Genomic DNA, 21,333 nt, shown 5'->3' on the forward strand with positions numbered 1-21,333 from the left:
ATTTTTATCGTTTATCTTAATACGTGCCACCACTTCTCGACTGGATAAAGAGTCTCCCTGTAACAGTAGCGTTAATTCTAGCTAAACTATTCGGTGTAATTTTAATTTCAACATAGCGACCGCGTTGCAGTTTCCCCTCGTTATCCTTCGCTAAATATGGAATCAAATTAATATCTTGTCCTCTTATTGAATCAAACGGCAATGTATTCCCATCTACTTCGATCGTTACTTTTGATGGAGTCTGATATAACTCGAAAATACCAAACTCAATTTCGTGTGTATGGTCTGGTAAAGTTATATCGTGTGTATGATTTGGAATACTGATGTCATGCGTATGGTTTGGAATACTGATGCTATGGCTATGATTCGGGATACTGATATTATGCGAATGGTCAGGTAATGTAATGTCATGTGTATGACTTCCACTGGAACCGTGTGTATAGAAACTAGATCCCGTTCCTTTTGCGTAAAATGAAGCCGCTGTATTTCTTCCGGGATCAGAAAAAGCTGTATACAATCCTATTGTTGTAGGTTCAGCAGGGACAATCCCGCCACCATGAAACATCTTATGAACATGATCTCCTCCACTACTTGATGCCCTAACCGTACCACCACCAGCACTTGTTGAGCTAACCGTTGCTCCACCTGATGAAGTAGAACCGACAGTAGCTCCACCAGAGCTAGTAGAACCAACTGTTGCTCCACCTGATGAAGTAGAAGCAACAACAGCCCCTCCACCTTTAATAGCACGCTCATAGGCTCTAAATCTTAACGTTTCAAATGTCAGTATCAATTGATTCACATTCTTAACATCGTTAGGTATTTGAAACCTAATAATAGCCGGATGGTCTGGGTCGCAGTTATCTTGGAAAGGTTGACTATCAATATTAGTTGTCCCTTGAGAATATACTTCGTTGACTTTCTGTCGTTTCTCAATATCCGCCTGTATTGTCCCTAAATCAGTCACTTTATTTTCTAATACAAGCTTTACATCAAGTGGATTACCAGTAACATCATCTTTTTGACGGTCCATTACTCGTAAATCAACAAATATATTAAAATCCTCATCATATAAGCGAACTAACTTACCTGTCTCATATTTTTCTATTTTGTATGGATCTATTAACTCGTAATCAATTGCATCAATTTCATACGTAACTTTTGGCATACACGCTTTTAGTAACATCGATCGTGCGGAAGCATAAAGCGATTGAGCGTCTTCGAATCGTCTATCCACCCAAATATAATCAAACCCATCATGCAACTCTCTGACAAAATCAGGAGCATCAATATATGGTAGACCATTGTTAACGCTTTTGATTGTAAGCTGATTAACTCCCTCACCATAACCAAGTGGATAAATTCTTGTCATAACATCTTTAGCTTCTACTTTTCTCTTAATGCCCTTCATGTTCTTCCGGTATCGTAGTTCGCCAGTAATCTCATCAGAATATCGCACAAGGTTTAAAGTCCAAGGATAAGATGAATCGTCCCATGTCCATTGAAACTTCTCATCAAACGGTTTCGGTATACTATATATCGGGCCTAATATGGTATCTTCATTTTCCCAACTATATTGAAAATATTTCACGAAATCGCATTGACCTAGTTTCCAATGTTTTATTCTTTGTTTGCTAAGTAGATATTCAATGTTCTGCCTTGTGGTTAAATTAATTCTTTCGTGATAACCAAAAAGCACGCTGTCCATCAATGTGGATAAAACGTGCTCGCAGTCATAAGTTATTATTTTTTCATGTACTTCTCTTTCTTCATCACTATCCATAATGCGGAACATGCCGATACGTTTACCATTATCAAATATCTCCACATAATCAAACGTTTCAATTTCTTCTCGCTTCGGATCGGTAAACGGTAATGAAAAACCCGCCGTCCAAAGTTCATTGAGTGGCGGGTTGTATTTTATATTATATGCATTCTCAAGATATGCCTTGAGCTGCATTTGCTTGTTGTAGAGTTTTATATGTCTCAATGTATCACCTCGCTTTTTTCAAAAACAAAAAGCCTGCTTGTGCACGCTTGTCATTTGAAATATTCCTATAATCTAAGAATAAATTCATATATTAGTTTCGCTAATCGCTTATGACCTTCGTTGTTAAAATGTAATGAGTCGGTGCTATACAATGTTTTTTGTGCTTCAACTTCAAGATTAAAACCACCACTATGATATAAATTCAGTAATGGTATCGAGTAATATTCACATACTTCTTTAGTCGCTTTAACATAATCAGATTTGATTAAACCGAAAGAATTTTTTTCTGCGAAATAACCAGTACCAAAGTGATGTAAACTAATAAAACCAATTTTTCTATCAAAATATTTATTTAGCAATCCAGTTAACAATACGTGCATCGCTCCATAGAACGTATCGTTTGTTCTATCTGCCATTGTTCCTAATGGTTGATTTCGTCCAAAATCATTCGTCCCACCAAACACTGTAATAACATCAGCGTTCGAATCCATTGCAGCATAACGTTCTGACATTGGATCGTGTTTATTTCCTACTGTGCTCCCACTAATTCCATAATTATTTACTTTTATCCCTAGCCAATCACCTATCCAGTCGTGATATCGTTTTGTAGCAGTAGCGTTTACAGATGTGAGACTGTCTCCAAGGACATTCAAAATTTTAAAAGGGTGTAATTCAGTAACTACGTGTCTATCTTCACGAATGATACATTCATAAAAATTGCCGCCAGAAATATAACTTAATCGATTATCTTTATAAGATTCCATATTATTTCTACTATAAACAATTGCGACTCGTATCTTGTGTTCTTGAATATCATAAAACTTAGTGATTACATCACCTAAAACCGTTACCGTACTATCCGGAATATCTGTAATTTTAAAAATAGATTTATACGAATTAGCATCTACTTTCCCTGATGATAACCTGTCAAAGCATCCAATAGTAACCCCATACCTTGGTGAACCGCCTACTATAAACCCATCATAGATTGTCTCAATTGCGTACAACTTATTAGGTTTAGCGCCAAATATCTCTACTGATAAAATCGCTCCCATATGAGCACTATTAGGTGTAGGATTTAAAAGTTTATTATTCAAAATTGTAATAGAATCTAATGGATATAAATCTTGTGAATTCATTAAAATACCTCTTATTCTTTCTGTATTTTTTTAAAACAAGAGACCTATATTAAGCTAATATAGAGGATTCCATTTCGTCCCGTCATATCCAAGATGTTTTTTTTGGACTGCATCATATCGGATAGCGCCTTCACGTTCAACTCCCGCCCATCGACCAGCATCCTCAAATACAACCGCTGACACTTCCATTCCACCTGCTTTCGTCTGGTTACCTACTAATTTAGGTCTGAAGAAATCTGCTTCTCCAAGTCCAACCATACTTGCTTTTCCTGGTTCATATAGTTTAAATTCATTTGAATTATAATAAGCTGATTTTCCAATGAATTTTAATCCGTTGTTTGTCCGAATCGCTTCAACAGCTAAATTAATTAGTACATTTGCAGAAAAATCATTAACAAATTTAACTTCATCAGCGGAACTGAATTTCAAACAAGCTTTCCATAAGGAACCGTTTGATTGTAATGAAGAAATTTGGAGTCCGTAATTACGTAAGAATGCTTCATAAACCATATTTACTGCTTTTACGTTGGATTGAATATATAAATCATGTCGATCTAGCCCTTTCAGATGTTCCACATGTTCACCGAAGGTAAGCCCAGTCCCTCGCTCCCACTTCTTATTAACTCCAGAGTAATAGATATAATAAATTCCATCTATTTTTGTGATACTAGATCGATATATGCCACGGTTGTCCCACGTAAATTCTTGAATCGAAGGACTCAAAATTTCTTTAGCAGTAGAGTAATTCACATTGTCATTTGATTTCGAATGGAACAAACTCATAGTATTTCTATCTTGTCCATCTTTAAAAGCAACAACAGCCATTTCATACCCTTGATCTGTATGAATAACATCTAAATGCCATGGATTCATTGGACTTTCAAATGGTATGTTGATTTCTCTAAAGGTTCCCCAATTTGTTCCTAAAGCACTTTCTGCGTAAATCACTTTATATCCGTTACCTACAGCCCACATTTTATATTTATTATCTTCAAAAATAATAGCTGGACTTAAATAGTCTTGTTTATTTCTGTCATCTTGCAACGCTATTTCCTTTTGCGACCAGTTCACACCGTTAGTAGAAGTCTTTCTATAAATAGTAACGGTTCCAAGTGAATCATCTACATATCTCCAATACACTTCAATTCTATTGAAGTTCGGGTTGTAGACAATATGGGTATCGCTCTGATACTGTTTATCAGATGTCCCCGGTGGTTGTGGCTCCAATGGGTTTTTATATCCTGTAGGTTCTACCCAAGTGATCATATCGTTGCTAGCCAACACATGTGGGTTTTCTTTTGCTTGATCCCCACCAGGATACGGAGTATATGCCATCCAATAATAGTAACCATTCCACTTTGAACCAAAATTAATGACTTTTGGGTGATATGCTTCAATATCATCGTAAGCACTCAATATAGTTAATCGGAACTGTGCGTTTGTAGCGCTTATTTTATTTATTTCACGGTCTTTATAATCTAAGCGATCTTTCAGTGTATTGAATTTCCTTCTATCTTCATCTACCCTTGCTTGAGCTGCTTCAACAGATGAATCTCCTTTAATAACAAGTTGATCTAACTGTTTTTTTAAATTATCAGCAATATTGATAGCATTTGTAGAATTATAATCTGCAGTAAATGATTTATTCAACGCTTCATTCGCATTTGTTATTCCTTGGTTAATCTTCGGATAACCTACTTTCAGGGAATCCGTTGGTAATAATTTAGGCGCATCAGCCATTTATTCCACCACCTTATATATATTTAGCGCGGTATTTAAATGCAATGTTTATATCTAGGTTTGAACCGCCTATTCGTATTACATTTGCGCCTGGTTTCAACTCTAACTTTTCTAAATCCCCTTTTAATTGGAATAAGAAATTACTTCCATCCTTAATCGCTGCATATCTTTCTCCATCAATTACAAATGAAGAATTAGTAAATGTCCCAAAAGAAAAACTCTCGCCATTTATAGTGAGAGTTAAGGATGTTGCGCTTCCCGATATTTCTACCACTGGTCGTGATACTTTCGAACCTGCATTTTTGACACTTAAATTCTGTGGTGTGGTTATAACAAAAGAAGAATCGCTACCACCAAGAAGAATATCTGACATAAATGGAATATTATCTCCCCACAATACATCTTCAGTGCTTTCTACAATGGAATAAGCATGAGGATCATAAGCTATCATAGGTAATTCAAACTTACCCATACTTAAATAACGCTCGATTGGCATTGAACCACTATATCTAGCTAGATAATATTTATCAGGCTCGTAATCATAAATTAACTTCACTTCTTTTGGTTTACCGTAATGGTCAATAAAGGCAGCTATCATTTTTCTGATAGCTGTCGCTAATTCAAATCTACTTTCTTGCGGTTTAACAAGTAAAGGCAGGTTAAACTCCATAGGATCTATATCTGAACCAAAGTAATAAGCGCCTGGACGACCAGGTATAGAAACTGTGTAGTTACGAACTGGTGGAGCTGCTGGATGTTGGAATCCTGGTAAAAGAGCTAATTTAAGTTCACTTATTCGTTTTCCGTCTATCGTTAAACTCACAGTTGTCCCACCTTTCTCCCTGATGTCTTAATATGTTTCCCTAATTCTACTGCTAACTTTTGCACATCGGCTTCTTCCCTAACCACAAATGTAGATCCCCTAAACATGTCAGCAAAGTTATATGAATCTGATTTATTTGCATTTGAAGAGGAATTTCCGTCCACATTACTTTGAATAGCATTTCTACTCATTGCTTGTGAGCTGTTAGCCATGCTGCCATATACATTGCTCATGACACTTTTTAAACCGGATAACTCTTTCATAGAACTAGCCATCGAATAACTCATATCTCCAATTAATCGGCTCATAGTACCAGTAATACCAAGTGATTTTTCATTTGATGATAAAGGCGTAACAGATACACGATTACCTCTCTTGGTAAATAACTCTGGTCCAGCTTCACCAGCAATAAATGAACCATCTCCGAGAACATGTCCACCTGTTGCTAACATTGGGATTGTAGGGATATTTGGTTTTCTTCCACCGACGAATGGAACCCAATCTGGCATTTCTATGCCGTTAATCCCCTCAATCAATCCATTGATCATAGATGCTACAGCATTTAATGGTGCTTTGGCTGCCGCTTTAATGCCGTTGAAAACCCCTTCAAAAATTTGTACAATTCCTCTCCAAGCTTTGTCCCAGTTTCCTGTGAAGGCACCTGAAATAAAATCGATAATTCCATTTAGAATTGGTTTTAACACTGTATCCCACACCATTTTTATCCCACTAAATGCATCCGATACAACACTACCAATAGCGGTGAATACAAATTTAAAAGCTGGTAAAAGAACTGTTTTGATAACGGAACCAATTAGTGAAAAAACAGGTGCTAATATTTCATTCCAATAACGTTGTATAATTGCAAACGCATCTTGAACAATATCTTTTATAATTGCAAATCCTTGTTCAAAAACAGGCTTTAAGGTTTCCGTAATCATGGATACTATTTGATCTATTGTAGGCTTGAAATATTCATTGTATATAGCCATGATTTTGTCGCCGAATAATACCCATATGGCAATTAGGCCTGCGACGGCGGCAATCACTAAACCAATTGGACCGGTTATAAAGCCAAGAATCCCTGTTAAAACACCCAAAGCTCCCGCCCAAGTCATTGTTCCAGCTGTAGCTAGGAATATTAATGGAGCAAGAGCTGCACACAAACCAATAACTATCCCTAATACAGTGACTATGGCTGCAATAGCGGCTGCTAACACTGGATGAGCTGAAATAAAACCGGCAAAAGCGGAAACTACATCGGCAATTACAAGTAATACCGGCTTAAGAGCTAATAGTAATTCATTCATTGCTTCTTTCAATTTAACAATTGCTGTAGCGTCTGTTTTACTTACAGATTGTTGTAAATCATCCATGCCTTGTTTTAAGTCCGCTTGTTTACCTTCGGTTTTTAATATTGTATCTATGATTTTTTGCCCTTGATCTTCAAACATTGTGCCAAAAATCTGTACGCCTATCGCTTCACGTAAAGCGGCATCATCGATATCATTTAGCCATTTAATCATATCTACAAATGCTTGTTTACCTTCTTCTCCACCTTTAGCAATAGCCTTACCCCAACCTTCCAGTTGAGAGAATATTTCTTTTACAGCTGCGCTATCAGGTGGATTTTTCGCAAGCTCAAGTTTCTCTGCATTCATTTCTTTAAAAGATTCTAACTCGGCTCTATGTGATTCGCGAACAGCGTCCATTTCATCACTTAAACGTTCACTTAACGCTTGTTTGCGGTTATTCTGACTTTCTTTTAAAGACGATAAGTTCGCTTGATTGACTTCTCTTAATGAATCAAGTTGTGCTTTATTTGATTCACTAATTGACTTTAAGTTCTCTTGTTTGTTTTGCTGGAAAGCTTCTTTTTGTTCTTGTTGTCGTTCTTTCAGAGCTTCCTTTTCGTTGTTTATTTGTTCTTTAACTTGCTCTTTTCGGCTATCAATCTCTGACTTCAGTGCTTCTTTCTTTGCGTCAGATGCTTCTTTGATACCGTCTTTTTCTTCCTTTAATCTATCAAGCTGATTTTTACGTTCTTCACGTATTTTATCAAGCTGCATTTTCTCTTCGAGATCTCGCAATGCTTTGATTGCCGCCTGTCGTTCTTCTTCATTTTTCGCTTTGCTTATTTTAACTTTTAGATCAGCACGTTTTTCAGCATTCTCACGGTCTTTAAAATATTTATCTTCAGCTGCTGTTTTTGCATCCAAAGAATTAATTTGATCGTCTACCGCTTTAAGACGATTGTATTTTTCCTCATCGATTAATTTCATGCGTTCCATGTATTCTTTATCGATGAGCTTTAATTTCTGTTCAGAAGACTTTTCAAATGCTTTAACTTCCGCATCTAGTGACTTCTCAAGTGCTTTTTGTTGTCTATCATAATTTTTTGATGCTGCATCATATTCAGCACTAAGTTTCTTCTCTAAACTCTTTTGTTGATTTTCATAACTTTTAGAAACTGCATTGTATTCAGCATCAAGACTTTTAGCTAATACGTTCTGTCTTTGACTATGGCTTTTAGAAAGTGCTTTTTCTTGATTACTAAATGAGTTCGCAAGTGCAGATTCTTGTTTAGCAAATCCTTTTTGCATCGCTGATATCTGTTCATCAGACATTTTTTCAGTATCATCCGCAACATCACGGATAGCATCTTTCATACTGTTGTTTAATCCACGTCCCATTTCAACAGCCCGAATACGTCCTTCTTTTAAACCATCTAGTAAGTTATCTATATTCCAAGATTTTTCCTTAGCTGCACTTTGCATGATACTTTGTACTTCTTGTGCCGTATATCCAACCCGTCTTAGTTGAGCGCCATATTCAGCAATAATATCAAGTTGTCCAGGTGGAAATCCTATCTTTAAAAGTGAATTAACTAAACCTAATGCTTCTTCATTTGAAATTTCTAATTCACTGCCGACTTCATTCGTTTCTTGTATCAACTCTGTAAAGTCAATACCTGCATATGAATTAGCAACTACAGCCGCTCCCTTTACTACCGCCGCATTAGATTCATCAGACGCTTCCTTATTTAAGGCCCATTGTAGACGTACACCTTCTAAAGCCTCTTCTGCATCACTGCCATAAGCTGTAACAGTTCTGACCGCGTCTTCCACAGTTCTTTTTGATGATTCTGGAACATCAAAAGTAATATCGATTTTAGTCTTTAACTCATCCATGTTTAGAGACTGTTCGATCACTTCTTTAAGCCCTAGACCCGCACCTATTCCAGCTACTACGTTTTCTAATTCAACGCCTAATCCTTTAACGCTTTCGCCCGCTTCCTCTGCTTCTTGAGAAAGTTGATTTAAATCGTTTCTGATGTTTTGAATAGAATTACCATCATCAACAGAACGAAGTGCCTGTTGTAACTTCCCAATATCCGCTTCAGCTCCAAGCGCTTCCCTTCCAATTAGCTCAATTGCCTGATCTAATTGCCTACTTGATGCCGTACCATTTTTAATTGCATTCACAAGACGATTCCCTAATGCATCCGCAAAATCATCAACACTTTTTCCTGTGGCGCTAAATAAAGTCTCTAATTGTCTTGTTGAACTTGCTGCTTTTTCTTGCTCAGCCTTTAATCCTGCAAGACTGTTTTTGAATCCATTAAGTTGCCCTTCTGTAAATTCAATTTCACGTCTAAACGCTCGATATTGTTCTTCATTAATTGCGCCACTTTCAAATTGTGCTTGAACCTGCTGTTGAGCTGACTTTAAACTATCTAATTTTTTCGTTGTATTCTCAATTTGTTGAGTAAGTAATTGTTGTTTTTGAGAAAGTGCCTCAATATTACCTGGGTTGAACTTCAAAAGTCGTTCAACATCTTTTAATTCTTTAGTTACAGCTTCACTTTGTTTGTTTACATCTTTTAAAGCATTCTGTAACGGTTGAGTGTTCCCGCCGATTTCTATCGTTATCCCTTTAATTCTTCCTGCCATGTTATCACCTCGCTTGCTTAGAAATTGTTAAAGTCATCTTGTGTAGCTGTTCTTGAATTTTCTTGTTCTTTCTTCGGATTTCGCAATTCAACATACTCATCGATATAATCCAAACAATCACCTATAGTCATATCTTCTAAATCTTCTTTTGAGAGTTTGCATGAATAACAAAGAGCAAGGAATGTATCAACGGAAAATCCACCTTCACCATTGTTACGCCCTTGCCCTTGTTCATTTTCTGTTATTTTTTTTTTGACTGAACCGTACTTTTAATTAAGTCTTGAATTTCATTGATAATTTCAGCAATCGGAAATTCTCCGAATGTATCAAGCCAAGTTAGCGGATCTGGAACCTCTTTATTTGCTGTTTTAGCAAATGCCCATACTAAGTTATAAATAACTTCAAAATCTAATTTACTTAAATCAACTTGTGAAAGGTCAATATTACTTTGGTCACCATCAGCTGAGATATATGAAGAAAGTACCCCTAAACCAAGGATATCCGCAAACATATCACGTCTAAATTGCGCCTTATAGCGAATTGCCGTGCCAGCGGTACTTTTCAAAAGCACATCTTTCTCATCAATTGTGATTGTTTTTTCCATCTAGTTACGCCCCCACGACTTTCTCATATACTTTTGTATACCATGCATCATAAATACCTGCTGGTGTACCTACTGTTGTTGAATCTTTCACTTTTAATGTTCCTGGATGTTGTGATGCTACGAACTTTAATTCTGTTGTATTCGGCTCTGTTTTATCACTTTTTGTGGAAGAACCAAAGCCAGGACGAGATACAGATACGTTATACAGTACATGACGTGTCGCTTTTACATCTCCATCAAATTCAAACATTAAAGCAATTCTTTTCACTTTTGCATTTGAAACTTCTGAAATTACCTTGTCTATTTCATCTAAAATTTCACCTAATACGTCAGTACGAAAAGCTTCTGTAAGCTTAGCGAGATTTAAAGTACCTTCATATCCCTGATTACTTGATTCTGTATAATAGTTCATGTCATCAGCGTAGAAGTCTGATTGTTCACCTTTCGGATCTAGCTTCATTTCTACTGCACCAGGCAATCTCACTGGCTTAGCAAATGTGATTTTTCCTGTTTCATCTTCTGAAATTACACCATAATGTACATTTTTTAGACCAAAAGTAACTTTGTTTTCATTCATTTATATCAACCTCGTTTCATATATTTTTTGAAATAGTTTCTCGGAATCTATATAAATTTCAGATGACTCGTAAGGGATCTCATTGTCATCTAATACTTTTTCAAGTTTGGCTTCTGCAACCAAGTCTTTTTTTGCTGTATAAAGCTCGATGTTTACATCGTTTATTTTGAAATGTACTTTACTATCAGCAATCATATTTGGTGAACCAGTCACAAGATAACAAATGAAAGGCGGTTTAGGTACGGGATTGCCTATTGTAGCCGTGAAATGCGAATAAGCCACAGGATAACCTGTAGCATCTAAAATCTTCTTTAATTCAATTAAATTCATTGTTGAATCGCCCTTTCAACTCGCTCTGAAAGTTCATTTACTGCTTTTTCTTCAGCTGGAGCAATATGAACTTTAGCTGGTACACGACCTCCATTTACCTGCGCGTGCCCATTCTCCAATAAGTGTGTAAGCTGAGGCTTTAATGCGTTATGGACAATAAAACCATTGCCTTCCTTCTTCTTACGCCATCCCTTCGCGTATTTACCTGTATTTTTAGGGCTATTCTCTTCCAGGTCACTTACTAGATCATTTGCAACTCCTTCTTTTTCAACTTCTAATTTTTCTTCTACTTCTTTTCCATACCTTTGTAGTTCTCTAGCAATATCATTTGCTAGACTATCGATACTAGCCACCAGATACCACCTCACAGTACAATTCGATTTTTTCATCTTCACGTTCGTATGTGCGGTATATGTTATATTCTTTTTCGCGGTACTTAACTTCACGTTCTTCTTGATAATCAAGAACATGGACGATTAAAACACAACTCGCTTTAATGTCACTTTGACCAGCTTGAAAGAATTCTGATTGTGGAACAGATTTCTTTTCACAAAATACTTGTCTATTAAACGTTCTTACTTCCTCTTTTTGTCCTAATTCATCTTCAATGACTGTAACTATTGGGAAGTGTACAATATCGTTCATTTATAATCACCCGCTAAAGTAAGATGATTCTTAAGCATGTTATACGATAATTGGAATCGCTCTGCTTCCTTAACGTCAGCAATAAAATTAGCTTTTGCATACATAATTATTGCTCGTTTAATTAACGGATCTGTATCATCATTTGATTTAAAACCAGAAACGCCTGATATCTTCAAATCAGTTCGGGCCGCTTCAATCAAATCATCAATTTCATCATCCAAAGCATTATGTGAGACACGCAATGCCTTCTTTACCACTTCAAGCATCATGTTTATTCACCAACTGGTTCGAGTTCTTCTAACGCTTTAAGCGCTGCTTCTTTTCCTTTAACCTTTTCCCCATTAGGAAGCTCATAGTATCCGCCACCTACATGGACAATTTCAGGGACGACGGGTTTGTAACCATCAAGTGGCTCAGTTTCCAAGAATCCTTCTTTTTGTAGGAAATCTACTCTTTCTTGGTCATCTGTTTTATATGATTCTCCAACACTATAATGCACATAGGAGAACTTATCGCGAAACGCTGTAATTACCTTGAATTCTTGCGTTTTATTTTCAGACATAAACATACCTCCTTATTTCATATGAAAAAGCGGCTATTAAACAGTAGCCGCTTTTTTAACACGTAAGAATCCATTTTTAGAAATTACATTACCACCAGCAAATACTGAACCTCTATGAGCGATCATACCTTGCTTGAATTTGAAGTCAGTTGAACGTTGTACATCCATATCAGAGAAGATAGTAAGTTGGTAGTTTGATAGTGGGCCGTAAGCCATATTGAATTGACCAGCTGTTGTTGCTGCATCAGATACCGCTTTACAAGCACTATTGATAATAAACGGTACGCCATCAATTGTTCCATAATTACCATTGGATACAACGTTGTAAACCTTTTTGCCATCATCTGTACGAAGTTTAGCGAATGCTTTTAAATCTTTTTTATTTAAGATTAATACCGCTGCATCTTCAACATCCTCATCGCCACCATAGCTGTAGATAATTTCATCTAATGTAGAAGCGTCAATTTTAGAAATTGATAAGTCTGTCGCTGCATCGATTGCTTTAGCTGCTGTTGAGAAGATACCAACTAGACGATTTGTAGCACCTGTTCCAATAAGGATTTCACGAGTGATTTTCTTACGTGTTGCTACAGTGATACCTTTCATTACCTCGTTATCATAATCAGCTGCAGGTAGTTTTTGAAGCTCTTCAGTATCTTCAGAGTATGCTGTAATTTTAGCTTTAGTAATATCAGCATATCCAAACTTTGTCTCGGCATTAGCGTAATCACTACCTTCAGTTGTATAATCACCTTCACCATAGCTTTCGAGGTATGGTTGTTGGTAGCTCTCTCCACCTTTTAATGTTTTTGTTAATACGCGATCAATTAGTGTAGAAACTTCATTAAATGTAGGTCGAATATCTGAAGCACTATGTTTTGGTAGTACTACATTTCCACTTCCTACAGTCACAGCGCGATTTTCCATCAATGCTTGTCCACGTTTCTCTGAAGCTTCTAACTCCACATTTTGTTGTGGCGGCTCATTATTAAATGTTTCTACTACTGTACGTGTTTCTGGTTCAGCATTATTAATAACTTCCGCTTCTTTCAGTAAACGCTGACGAGTTTCGATTTGTTTTTGCGCTTCGTCAAGTTCACGTAATTCAGTTTCAAATGCTGCTAAGTCTACCTCTTGATCACCTTGTAGTAAAGAACGGATTTCTGCTTTTCTAGCTAAAATTTCTTTTAATGTTTTCAAATAAATCTCTCCCTTATAAGTAAGTTTTTAAAATTAGTTTTTTACGTAGTTCAGTTTGGTTTCTTTCGTTTACGAATTGTTTATATGGATCATGACTTCTAGCTGATACTTGAGAATCAGGATAAGCTGGAAATGCAACAGGGCTAATTTCAAGCAATTTAGCTTTTGTCACACTACGAACTACATTGTCTGGATCTGACTCATCCCATTCTTCTTTCGCCATTTGGAACCCAAAAGAAACACCGTCAACATCACCGCGTTTAATCGTTTTGTACGTATCATCACCAAGTGTTGTATCAGCTAAATCTAATTCAAATCGAAGACCAACTTCATCTTCAAATAAGCGTAGGGTCCCATTCTTAGTTCTTCCTAACACCTGTGAGGTGTCATGGCTCCATAACGCTAACTGATCATCTTGAGTTAAAGAATCTGTAAAAGCACCTTTTTTAAACTGTTCTTTGAATCGTTGCCAATATCCCATCGTTACGGATTTCATTTCCCATTTAACTGCATATCCAGCAATTGTTCGAATACCATTTTCAGATTCTCTAATTTCAAGAGCACTACTCAGTAGTTCCCTCTTTTCCGTTTTGTTCATTATCATCACCTCCTTTATCAGTAACATTTCCTTCCTTAACTAGCGCTGTATCTAATCTGCGAATTGGTTTATCTCCGCCTTCTATTGGTCCAAGAGAAAGAATCGCTCTCCATTCATTCGGCACTAGCGCTCCTCTATCTACCATTTGAACAAGATCCATCTTCGTTTTCATTGAAGCATATTGAAGAGAAGAAGATTCAAAGATGATTTTGTTCCCAAATCCTCTTTCTTTACGTGAAAAAAGCTTCCTGGTGAATTCTCCAGCAAGCTGCATAGCCAATGGTTCTATCTCTGATTCGTAATATGCATTCCATTCGTCTTCGTTGTATTTACTTTGAATGATTTTTTCATTTGTATTAAAGAAGTTATAAATACGCTGAACTGTTTCTTGCATTTGTTTTGAATCTGGAACAAAGGCTTCAGGTTTAACTTGTTCTAAATCATATCGTGGATCAGAAGAAGCTGCGCCACCATCATTTGCGATATTTAAATAGTTATTAACAAAGTTTTTAACCTGCATATCAATATCTTCTTGTTTCAATACCGATTTAAATTTAAGAATCCACTTTACTACAGCGCTGTTTTTAATCGCTTTAACAATTCCTTGATCGGTAGTCGTTACAATTTCCATCAATTGCGACAACGCTTTACCAGGATGTTCTCCAAAGAAATCATTTTCATTAAAATCTTTACGCAAATGAATTACATCAGTATATGGAACAGTCATTTGTTTTCCGTTTCTAAAGTAAAACTTCAAAAAGATATCTCCATATGTCCCTTCAACAACCTCAACTGTTGTACAAGGTATAGGATATATTTCAGAGGCATAGCCCAAGTCATCTCGTTTAATATAAGCAAAGGCATTATGATTCAGTTCTAATTGATTTGTCATTTTCTCTTGAAACATTTGACCAGTCATCAATGGATTGGGCTCTTCTAATAAAAACCTAATGTATGGCTCTGGATTAACTTTGAATTCCGTTTTATTATCCCTGATGTGTTTGGAAACTAACTTACCAACAGCCTTAGCTTTAGGGCGTATGCAGGCGCGAATTATATCACTCTGATAAATATCTCCACTCCAAGAAAAAAAACCGCCCCCAGTATCGCTAATCATTTCATAACGATTGTAACTTTTTGCAGATGAAGCTTGTTTCTTTCCGAATATCTTATCAAATAACCCCAATTTCTCACCTCCTTCTTAAATCATATTGAGGTAATCATTTCGCTTTTCTTGAAGAACTACATACGCATTTAAAAGTGCTGCTGTACCATCAATACGACGTCTTTGGTTCTTTGTTTTATTTGGTTGGATGTTTAAATTCTTATCAATATCAACCGCGGTGTTAGACAAGCACCATTTGTCGATAGGATTATTGTTATAGTTAATCAATTTTGATTCTAAATCAGCTCCTAAAAGCTTCATTGGGCTTGATAATGTCTGTTTACCTTGTGCAACTGGAATCATAGCTTCCTTACCAAAATACCCTTCCATTTCCTCAACCCAATAATTCGCACTCCATCGGTCATAACCAATCCATGGCAAGTAAATACCATATTCATCACGAATTTCTAAGAACCATTCCGTTACATATTTATAATGAACTGAATTGCCAGGAGTAGTCCTTAGTAACCCTAAGTCATGCCAACGATTATACGGTATTTTATCTTCTGTACTTCGTTTTTCTAACAAATCTTCTGGAAGCCAGTACATCTGTTTAGCGTATATATGCGGGTCACCAGAAACCATAAAAATAACCTTCGCTGCTGTTAAATCGGTTGTTGAAGATAAATCGCAACCACCAATTCCATACGAAGGTTTTAGTTCATTGATATTATAAGAAGCTAAGTTATTTAATTGTTCAAATGTTAACCATGCTTCCGATGATGTTTCACGAATGTTAAAGTCTTTAGTCAATAGATTACTAACTAAAAGCGAATTAGCTTTAGCTTTATTAACCTTCGTCTCGAGATTATCTATTTTCTTTATAGTACCTAAACCCGGATTAGCCTTACCCCATTTGCTTTTGTCAGTCCATTCTTCCCTTTTATCAAGTTCATAAATAACAGGTAGAAAACGATCATCTTTATATCCCTCTTCATCATCTAATCCATTCAGTAACATTTCCGCTTCATCATACTTCATATCATAAACTGATTCTCTTACTGTTCCGGCTGTTGTAATCATAAGAATCAATGGTTGCTCACGTGCCGACGTACCATCGACAATTACGTCATATAAATTCTTATCTTTCCATGCATGAATTTCATCCAAGGAAGCTCCATGAACATTAAGACCATCTAATGTATCGCTATCACTACCAACCGGTTTAAACACACTGTCATTAAAATCAGCAGTTAATTCTTTAACTAAAGTTTTTATTCTCTTTGACAGAACGGGTGACTTTTTAACCATTCTTTTGGATTCTGACCAAACGATTTTCGCTTGTTGTTCTTTAGTTGCTACTGCATAGACTTCTGATCCGCCTTCACCATCTGCAACTTGTAGATACAAACATATACCAGACGAAAGTGTAGACTTACCATTTTTACGTGCAACCACTAAAAATGCTTCTCGGTACTTTCTGGTTCCATCAATTTTATGAACAAAACCAAAAGTGGCAGCCAAGAAAGCCTGTTGCCAAAGTTCTAAATCAATTGGTTTCCCTGCCCATTTCGCTTTGCTATGTTTACAAAAATTTTCGATAAATTCAATAACATGATTGGCTCGATTAGGGTCGTATTCATACTCTGAATCATCGTTATAAACATCATCCACAAGCTTCTTATAAATACGTTTAACTTTATAGCCTACTACAATTTCACCGGATTCGATTTTATTGTAATACTCTATTATAGGGTTATGTGATAATGGATATTGTTTTCTCATCGTTTCTGCACAAACTTATCAAATTCATCATCAATTTCTTCTTTTTTCTTTGGATCTGGTTTAGGTATGTAATCGCCCAACTGCTTCATTATAGTTTGGTAACTTTTATTCATAGAAATATAACGACGCGCTTGCGGTCGTTCTCTTTCATATGGTTCTTGATTCTCTGATTGCGAGAAAAGTTCATCATACCCATTCTCATCAAGGTCTTTTCGAATATCTTCCAATCGAACTCGCAAGTCTGCTGCCTCAACAATTAGCCCCTCTACTACCAAGAGGGTATCTTTTGGCATTTCTTTATATATCCGTTTAAGTCTGTTTATTTCCTTCTTAACTCGTTCTTCTTTTGTTAACTCTTTCTTTATCGCCATCAATAACACCTCGTTTCTTTCGTTTTGGGGTAGGGGGGTCACGCGAAATGACCTGTGTGTTACATGAAGCTTCCTCATCGGTCCTTATTGGGCATTAAAAAAGAAGCTGACCCAGGGGGGAGTAGCTCCTTTCAAATTGTTAGCTTTAGTTGTCCGTTCGGCTCTTTGTAAATATCTTTATTGCTTTTAATTGTATTGCAATAGTGATGTGCTAACCTAACGTTATCCCATGTATGCGTGCCACCTTTACTTATTGGTATTACATGTTCTATCGATGGATAACTAGCACCAACAACAAAGTATCCTTCGTTCGTTATTGTGTAGTCATTTGTATCACACTTATCACTGCATATATAACAAACGTTATGTTCAATCTTGGCTAACCTTTCAAGAGATATATCATTATCTATATCACCATTGATTGATATCATCTTTCTTCTTTTTAATTCTTTCACTCTGTTGATATGTTTCTTCTTACATGTATCAGAACAATACTTAACGCCTAACCTATTAGCTTTAAATGTATTGTCACATTCTTGACATGAAGCAATTAAAGCTTTGTCTCTCTCTTGCTGTTTAATAAGTAGTGACTGTTGCTTTTCCTTTTCTTTTATAACTCTTTGTGTTTCTCTTTGTGTTTCTCTTTCTTGTGCCTTTTGTTTAATTAATAAAGACTTACAGTTATCACATGTCAATAGTTTATCTTTCCTAGCTATCTGCGCGCTTCTTGTAAACTTATTACCACAATCCCTACACTTTATTAATACTGGAGATTCGCTCCCTTTAAACCCAGATACATAAATGAACCTATCACCATGTCTGCTGTTAAATCCATTTATGAATTTATCATAGGCTTCATCCACAAAAGGATTATGAGCGATAACCCCTCCTAGATTATGTTTTGTGCAATGATATCTCACTGACTTACGAGATACATTAAGCTCTTTAGCTATGGCATTTGTGCTCATACCGGATATTCTAAGTTCTATCATTCTTTTAATTGTATGTTCATTTAACATTTCCCCACCACCTTATGCAATATCTTACCATACTTATATTGTATCGCAAAAGTATTGCATTTACAATATAAATAACGTATATTGTAATTGAGGTGATAATATGAAAAAACGAATTACTTTTACATTTGATGAAGAATTAATCGAACAGTTAAAAAAGCTATCAGAAGAAACAATGATTCCACAATCTAGGATAGTTGAAACTGCAATAAAAGAAAAAATGGCTGAAATGAACAAAGACCGCTAATTTATAGTGGTTCTTTTTGTATCAAATCACCATTCTCATCAAACATCACCCCTTCAACAACAGGACTGTTCTTCTCATGATGTTCACGGTTGTGACAATCCTGACACAGTAGCTCTAAGTTACTGAAGCTTAACGTAATCTCTGAATCATTAATATTCTCAGGTGTAATGTAATTCTTATGGTGAACAATCTTCCCTGGATCTTTACATCTTTCACACAACCCATGCCTGAAGTTAAAGTATGACTCTCTGCACTTCTTCCATGCTGTTGATTTGTAGAACTTCCGACTGTAATCTTTAGCCATTCACCCACCCCACGGTAATCCCTATTTAATTTATTAGAAAACTTAAACTATCTATTTACAAATAAATACAAGTTGTTATAATAAGGTTAACATTGTCATCGGACGAGACTTGAAAGCCAACAAGTTTCGTCCTCTTTTTTTGTCTACTCCTTCAAAAACTCATCAATAGTTTTATCTAACACACTGATAAGCGCCTCTCGCGTTTCTTTAGTTGTTGTATTGTCGTTCATTTCGTTGTACATTGATACAGCTTTTTCTAGCTTATTTGGATCAATACGTTCCTTTGCTAATTCCACTCCAAGGATGTTATTAATTAACCTCCCTATTACTACTGCTTGTTCTTGTTTAGTTAGTTTCATTTGTCTAATTCCTCCTTATGGTAATTCCTCTATAAAATAAAAAAGCAGCGGATTCGCTACTGTAATTGTTCAACTATCTCATTAAATAACTGTTGTCCTTTTTCCGGATATCGTTCTAACCCACCATCAGCAAAGTATTCACCTTCGTTACAAATCATCTCAATCAATACGTCTCCCTTTTCCCAAACCTGCAGGGAAAACGCTACACATGATCCGAATGCTTTTAGTGCTTCTTCTCTGTCTGTGGTAGCTAACATAATATCCGTATCAGCATGGTCCCACATCACAACTGTATAGATCAGCATGAAATCACCTCACACAAAATAAAAAAAGCAGCTGTTTAGGCTACTTTTACAAAATAACTTCAAATTTTTCATACTCTTCTTTTGAAATGGATTGGAAACTAACTATTCTATAATCTTTATCATCCTGCCACTTCACTCGCTTATACCACTCTGATGGATGTTCATTTATCACTGCATGACATGGAGTCCAACTCATACCTTCTTCAGTGTTTTCTCGCATATAAGAAACAAAATAGAACTTCTCATTCATAGTTACCTCTCCTTTTCTTCCAGAATAACACAAAAGAATCTTATTTTTAAAAATACATAACGAAAACTAATTTATACAGGGAAATGAATAATATACACAATATTACTGCGTATAACATGCATTATGTAAATTAGGCAACTGGGAAATACCTTGGTATCAGCGGTTTGCTTACTTCCACTGAATAAGAGGTATTCATAATTTTATACATTGGCTTAAAAACGCCGTTTTCAGCACCTAATCACCGTTATTTCCTGCATAAACTTCACTTTGTTAACTATCTGTATTTTTGTTCAGAAATAATACATTGCAATCGATATCCTTCTAATTTTGTTGCATACCACTAATCAGCATGCCTTTAATTAACTCAAGAGCTTGTTCTTCGCTAAAACCAGCATCTACATATGATTTATACAAGATGTACATTTGTTGTGTTGGTAATCGTAAGCCTTCCTCAAATTCGTTTAGCGCTTTTATTTCTGTTCTTACATCAGTTAATATTTTTTCAAACAAACTCATTCATCTTCCTCCTCTATTTTCGTTCGTTGTGTTCGTTTGTTTTGTTAGAAATCAACCGATACAATTTCATCTGAATTTAACAAAGTTACTCTCCAGTTTTCTCCGTCATAATAATGTAGTTTAATAAAACGAGATGAATTAAGCATTTGTAACAACTCGATTTCTTCCATATCAGTGTACAAACCCTGTTTTTTATTATCCTTCAAATACACAGTAATATCTGTCATGTTATTACCTCACCCCTTATCATCCCTTATCGCCTTCAACTGTTCCATTTCCTTTAACACTGATTCATCATGCCAGTCTTTGTCATTCTTGTTCATCTCGCCAATCAGATAACCTGTATAGATTACCAATACAGTTACAAGCGTACCTACAAGACTCCCTACGAGACATCCAATCCAAAACATCTCATCACTTCCTCCGCACAATAAAATAAGACGCTAAACCGATCACGGCAGCGCCTACGATAATTGCTATTGGTTTAATCAATACTCAACTGGATCAGCAGACATTCGTTTCATCATTGGTTTAAGAATAGGAGGAAATTTAACCGGTTCTTGACTGGTAAACTTACCTAATACTTTATCCAATTTTTCTAACGCATCTACACACTCATTAGCTGCAGCAGTTAATTCTTTAATCTTTTCATGTGCTTCATCAGTATCTACATTAACTTCGATGTCTAATGTATTTCTTAGTTTCTTCTGTTCATCCATCATTCATCACCCTCCACAATCAAATGTTCAAGTCCTTTTACCGCTGTATCATCCAAACGAATTTTTAATAATCCAACAACCTTAATTACATCGTCTAATGTTTTGATTTTATTTGCATCAATCTCATGTGGATGTGTAGGTTTAAAAACCATGCTTTCTGTTTTATCCATTATTCATCCTCCTATCCAAATATCC

General features: G+C 36.0%; 27 protein-coding genes. 1 reads left to right on the forward strand and 26 read right to left on the reverse strand.

What is annotated here, in order from left to right; genetic code table 11:
* Positions 1 to 16 precede the first annotated feature (16 nt).
* The 18 genes from AC1DKZ_RS27835 to AC1DKZ_RS27920 all read right to left on the reverse strand — a co-directional run bounded on the left by AC1DKZ_RS27835 (position 17) and on the right by AC1DKZ_RS27920 (position 18,441).
* Positions 17 to 1,990, reverse strand: a complete 1,974-nt coding sequence (locus AC1DKZ_RS27835) for a phage tail spike protein (protein WP_476997480.1) — start codon at positions 1,988 to 1,990, stop codon at positions 17 to 19.
* Positions 1,991 to 2,055: 65 nt separating this feature from the next.
* Positions 2,056 to 3,129 carry an SGNH/GDSL hydrolase family protein gene (locus AC1DKZ_RS27840; protein WP_476997481.1) on the reverse strand — a complete coding sequence of 358 codons (1,074 nt, stop codon included), beginning with the start codon at positions 3,127 to 3,129 and terminating at the stop codon, positions 2,056 to 2,058.
* A 54-nt stretch (positions 3,130 to 3,183) separates the two neighbouring features.
* The gene (locus tag AC1DKZ_RS27845; RefSeq protein WP_476997482.1) at positions 3,184 to 4,869 is read right to left on the reverse strand and encodes a hypothetical protein; all 1,686 of its coding nucleotides are present in this window, start codon (positions 4,867 to 4,869) and stop codon (positions 3,184 to 3,186) included.
* Between the two features lie 13 nt (positions 4,870 to 4,882).
* On the reverse strand, positions 4,883 to 5,692 hold the full coding sequence (locus AC1DKZ_RS27850) for a distal tail protein Dit (protein WP_476997483.1): 810 nt from the start codon (positions 5,690 to 5,692) through the stop codon (positions 4,883 to 4,885).
* Positions 5,689 to 9,645: a tape measure protein gene (locus AC1DKZ_RS27855; RefSeq protein WP_476997484.1), complete on the reverse strand. Its 3,957-nt coding sequence runs from the start codon at positions 9,643 to 9,645 to the stop codon at positions 5,689 to 5,691. The genes AC1DKZ_RS27850 and AC1DKZ_RS27855 overlap by 4 nt, the downstream gene beginning before the upstream one ends.
* 241 nt (positions 9,646 to 9,886) lie before the next feature.
* Positions 9,887 to 10,249, reverse strand: coding sequence for a hypothetical protein (locus AC1DKZ_RS27860; protein ID WP_476997485.1), 363 nt, complete (start codon positions 10,247 to 10,249; stop codon positions 9,887 to 9,889).
* A gap of 4 nt (positions 10,250 to 10,253) precedes the next feature.
* The gene (locus AC1DKZ_RS27865) at positions 10,254 to 10,826 is read right to left on the reverse strand and encodes a major tail protein (RefSeq protein WP_137059801.1); all 573 of its coding nucleotides are present in this window, start codon (positions 10,824 to 10,826) and stop codon (positions 10,254 to 10,256) included.
* The gene (locus AC1DKZ_RS27870) at positions 10,827 to 11,156 is read right to left on the reverse strand and encodes a hypothetical protein (RefSeq protein WP_476997486.1); all 330 of its coding nucleotides are present in this window, start codon (positions 11,154 to 11,156) and stop codon (positions 10,827 to 10,829) included.
* Entirely contained in the window at positions 11,153 to 11,509 is a 357-nt protein-coding gene (locus AC1DKZ_RS27875) for an HK97 gp10 family phage protein (RefSeq protein WP_476997487.1), read from the reverse strand. Before AC1DKZ_RS27875 ends, AC1DKZ_RS27870 begins: the two co-directional genes overlap by 4 nt.
* Positions 11,502 to 11,801 (reverse strand): phage head closure protein, encoded by a 300-nt coding sequence (locus tag AC1DKZ_RS27880; protein WP_476997488.1) that lies wholly within the window; start codon positions 11,799 to 11,801, stop codon positions 11,502 to 11,504. Before AC1DKZ_RS27880 ends, AC1DKZ_RS27875 begins: the two co-directional genes overlap by 8 nt.
* Positions 11,798 to 12,070: a head-tail connector protein gene (locus tag AC1DKZ_RS27885; protein ID WP_476997489.1), complete on the reverse strand. Its 273-nt coding sequence runs from the start codon at positions 12,068 to 12,070 to the stop codon at positions 11,798 to 11,800. The genes AC1DKZ_RS27880 and AC1DKZ_RS27885 overlap by 4 nt, the downstream gene beginning before the upstream one ends.
* Positions 12,071 to 12,072: 2 nt before the next feature.
* Positions 12,073 to 12,363, reverse strand: a complete 291-nt coding sequence (locus AC1DKZ_RS27890; protein WP_476997490.1) for a hypothetical protein — start codon at positions 12,361 to 12,363, stop codon at positions 12,073 to 12,075.
* A 36-nt stretch (positions 12,364 to 12,399) separates the two neighbouring features.
* The gene (locus AC1DKZ_RS27895; protein ID WP_476997491.1) at positions 12,400 to 13,563 is read right to left on the reverse strand and encodes a phage major capsid protein; all 1,164 of its coding nucleotides are present in this window, start codon (positions 13,561 to 13,563) and stop codon (positions 12,400 to 12,402) included.
* A gap of 13 nt (positions 13,564 to 13,576) precedes the next feature.
* Complete coding sequence (locus tag AC1DKZ_RS27900; protein WP_476997492.1) at positions 13,577 to 14,161, reverse strand: HK97 family phage prohead protease; 585 nt, start codon at positions 14,159 to 14,161, stop codon at positions 13,577 to 13,579.
* The gene (locus tag AC1DKZ_RS27905; RefSeq protein WP_476997493.1) at positions 14,127 to 15,347 is read right to left on the reverse strand and encodes a phage portal protein; all 1,221 of its coding nucleotides are present in this window, start codon (positions 15,345 to 15,347) and stop codon (positions 14,127 to 14,129) included. The genes AC1DKZ_RS27900 and AC1DKZ_RS27905 overlap by 35 nt, the downstream gene beginning before the upstream one ends.
* 15 nt (positions 15,348 to 15,362) lie before the next feature.
* Positions 15,363 to 17,051: a terminase large subunit gene (locus AC1DKZ_RS27910; protein WP_476997494.1), complete on the reverse strand. Its 1,689-nt coding sequence runs from the start codon at positions 17,049 to 17,051 to the stop codon at positions 15,363 to 15,365.
* Positions 17,048 to 17,422, reverse strand: coding sequence for a hypothetical protein (locus AC1DKZ_RS27915; protein ID WP_476997495.1), 375 nt, complete (start codon positions 17,420 to 17,422; stop codon positions 17,048 to 17,050). The genes AC1DKZ_RS27910 and AC1DKZ_RS27915 overlap by 4 nt, the downstream gene beginning before the upstream one ends.
* Before the next feature lie 131 nt (positions 17,423 to 17,553).
* Positions 17,554 to 18,441 (reverse strand): HNH endonuclease, encoded by an 888-nt coding sequence (locus tag AC1DKZ_RS27920; RefSeq protein WP_476997496.1) that lies wholly within the window; start codon positions 18,439 to 18,441, stop codon positions 17,554 to 17,556.
* Positions 18,442 to 18,541: 100 nt separating this feature from the next.
* On the opposite strand from AC1DKZ_RS27920, the gene AC1DKZ_RS27925 reads away from it, so the two are divergent.
* Positions 18,542 to 18,685 carry a ribbon-helix-helix domain-containing protein gene (locus tag AC1DKZ_RS27925; RefSeq protein WP_476997497.1) on the forward strand — a complete coding sequence of 48 codons (144 nt, stop codon included), beginning with the start codon at positions 18,542 to 18,544 and terminating at the stop codon, positions 18,683 to 18,685.
* 1 nt (position 18,686) lies between these two features.
* Here AC1DKZ_RS27925 and AC1DKZ_RS27930 read toward each other — a convergent pair whose 3' ends face one another.
* The 8 genes from AC1DKZ_RS27930 to AC1DKZ_RS27965 form a co-directional block, all read right to left on the reverse strand.
* Positions 18,687 to 18,989 (reverse strand): HNH endonuclease signature motif containing protein, encoded by a 303-nt coding sequence (locus AC1DKZ_RS27930; RefSeq protein WP_476997498.1) that lies wholly within the window; start codon positions 18,987 to 18,989, stop codon positions 18,687 to 18,689.
* Positions 18,990 to 19,132: 143 nt separating this feature from the next.
* A complete protein-coding gene (locus AC1DKZ_RS27935; protein ID WP_476997499.1) occupies positions 19,133 to 19,348 on the reverse strand; it encodes a hypothetical protein in 216 nt (71 codons plus the stop codon).
* Between the two features lie 56 nt (positions 19,349 to 19,404).
* Positions 19,405 to 19,653 carry a hypothetical protein gene (locus tag AC1DKZ_RS27940; protein WP_476997500.1) on the reverse strand — a complete coding sequence of 83 codons (249 nt, stop codon included), beginning with the start codon at positions 19,651 to 19,653 and terminating at the stop codon, positions 19,405 to 19,407.
* A 46-nt stretch (positions 19,654 to 19,699) separates the two neighbouring features.
* A complete protein-coding gene (locus AC1DKZ_RS27945) occupies positions 19,700 to 19,903 on the reverse strand; it encodes a hypothetical protein (protein WP_476997501.1) in 204 nt (67 codons plus the stop codon).
* Between the two features lie 321 nt (positions 19,904 to 20,224).
* Complete coding sequence (locus AC1DKZ_RS27950; RefSeq protein WP_476997502.1) at positions 20,225 to 20,419, reverse strand: hypothetical protein; 195 nt, start codon at positions 20,417 to 20,419, stop codon at positions 20,225 to 20,227.
* 44 nt (positions 20,420 to 20,463) lie between these two features.
* Positions 20,464 to 20,646, reverse strand: coding sequence for a hypothetical protein (locus AC1DKZ_RS27955; protein ID WP_476997503.1), 183 nt, complete (start codon positions 20,644 to 20,646; stop codon positions 20,464 to 20,466).
* A 261-nt stretch (positions 20,647 to 20,907) separates the two neighbouring features.
* Positions 20,908 to 21,141 (reverse strand): hypothetical protein, encoded by a 234-nt coding sequence (locus tag AC1DKZ_RS27960; RefSeq protein WP_476997504.1) that lies wholly within the window; start codon positions 21,139 to 21,141, stop codon positions 20,908 to 20,910.
* Positions 21,138 to 21,308 (reverse strand): hypothetical protein, encoded by a 171-nt coding sequence (locus AC1DKZ_RS27965; RefSeq protein WP_476997505.1) that lies wholly within the window; start codon positions 21,306 to 21,308, stop codon positions 21,138 to 21,140. The genes AC1DKZ_RS27960 and AC1DKZ_RS27965 overlap by 4 nt, the downstream gene beginning before the upstream one ends.
* Positions 21,309 to 21,333 lie beyond the last annotated feature (25 nt).

The sequence above is a fragment of the Bacillus sp. 05T21 genome (genome assembly GCF_056396785.1).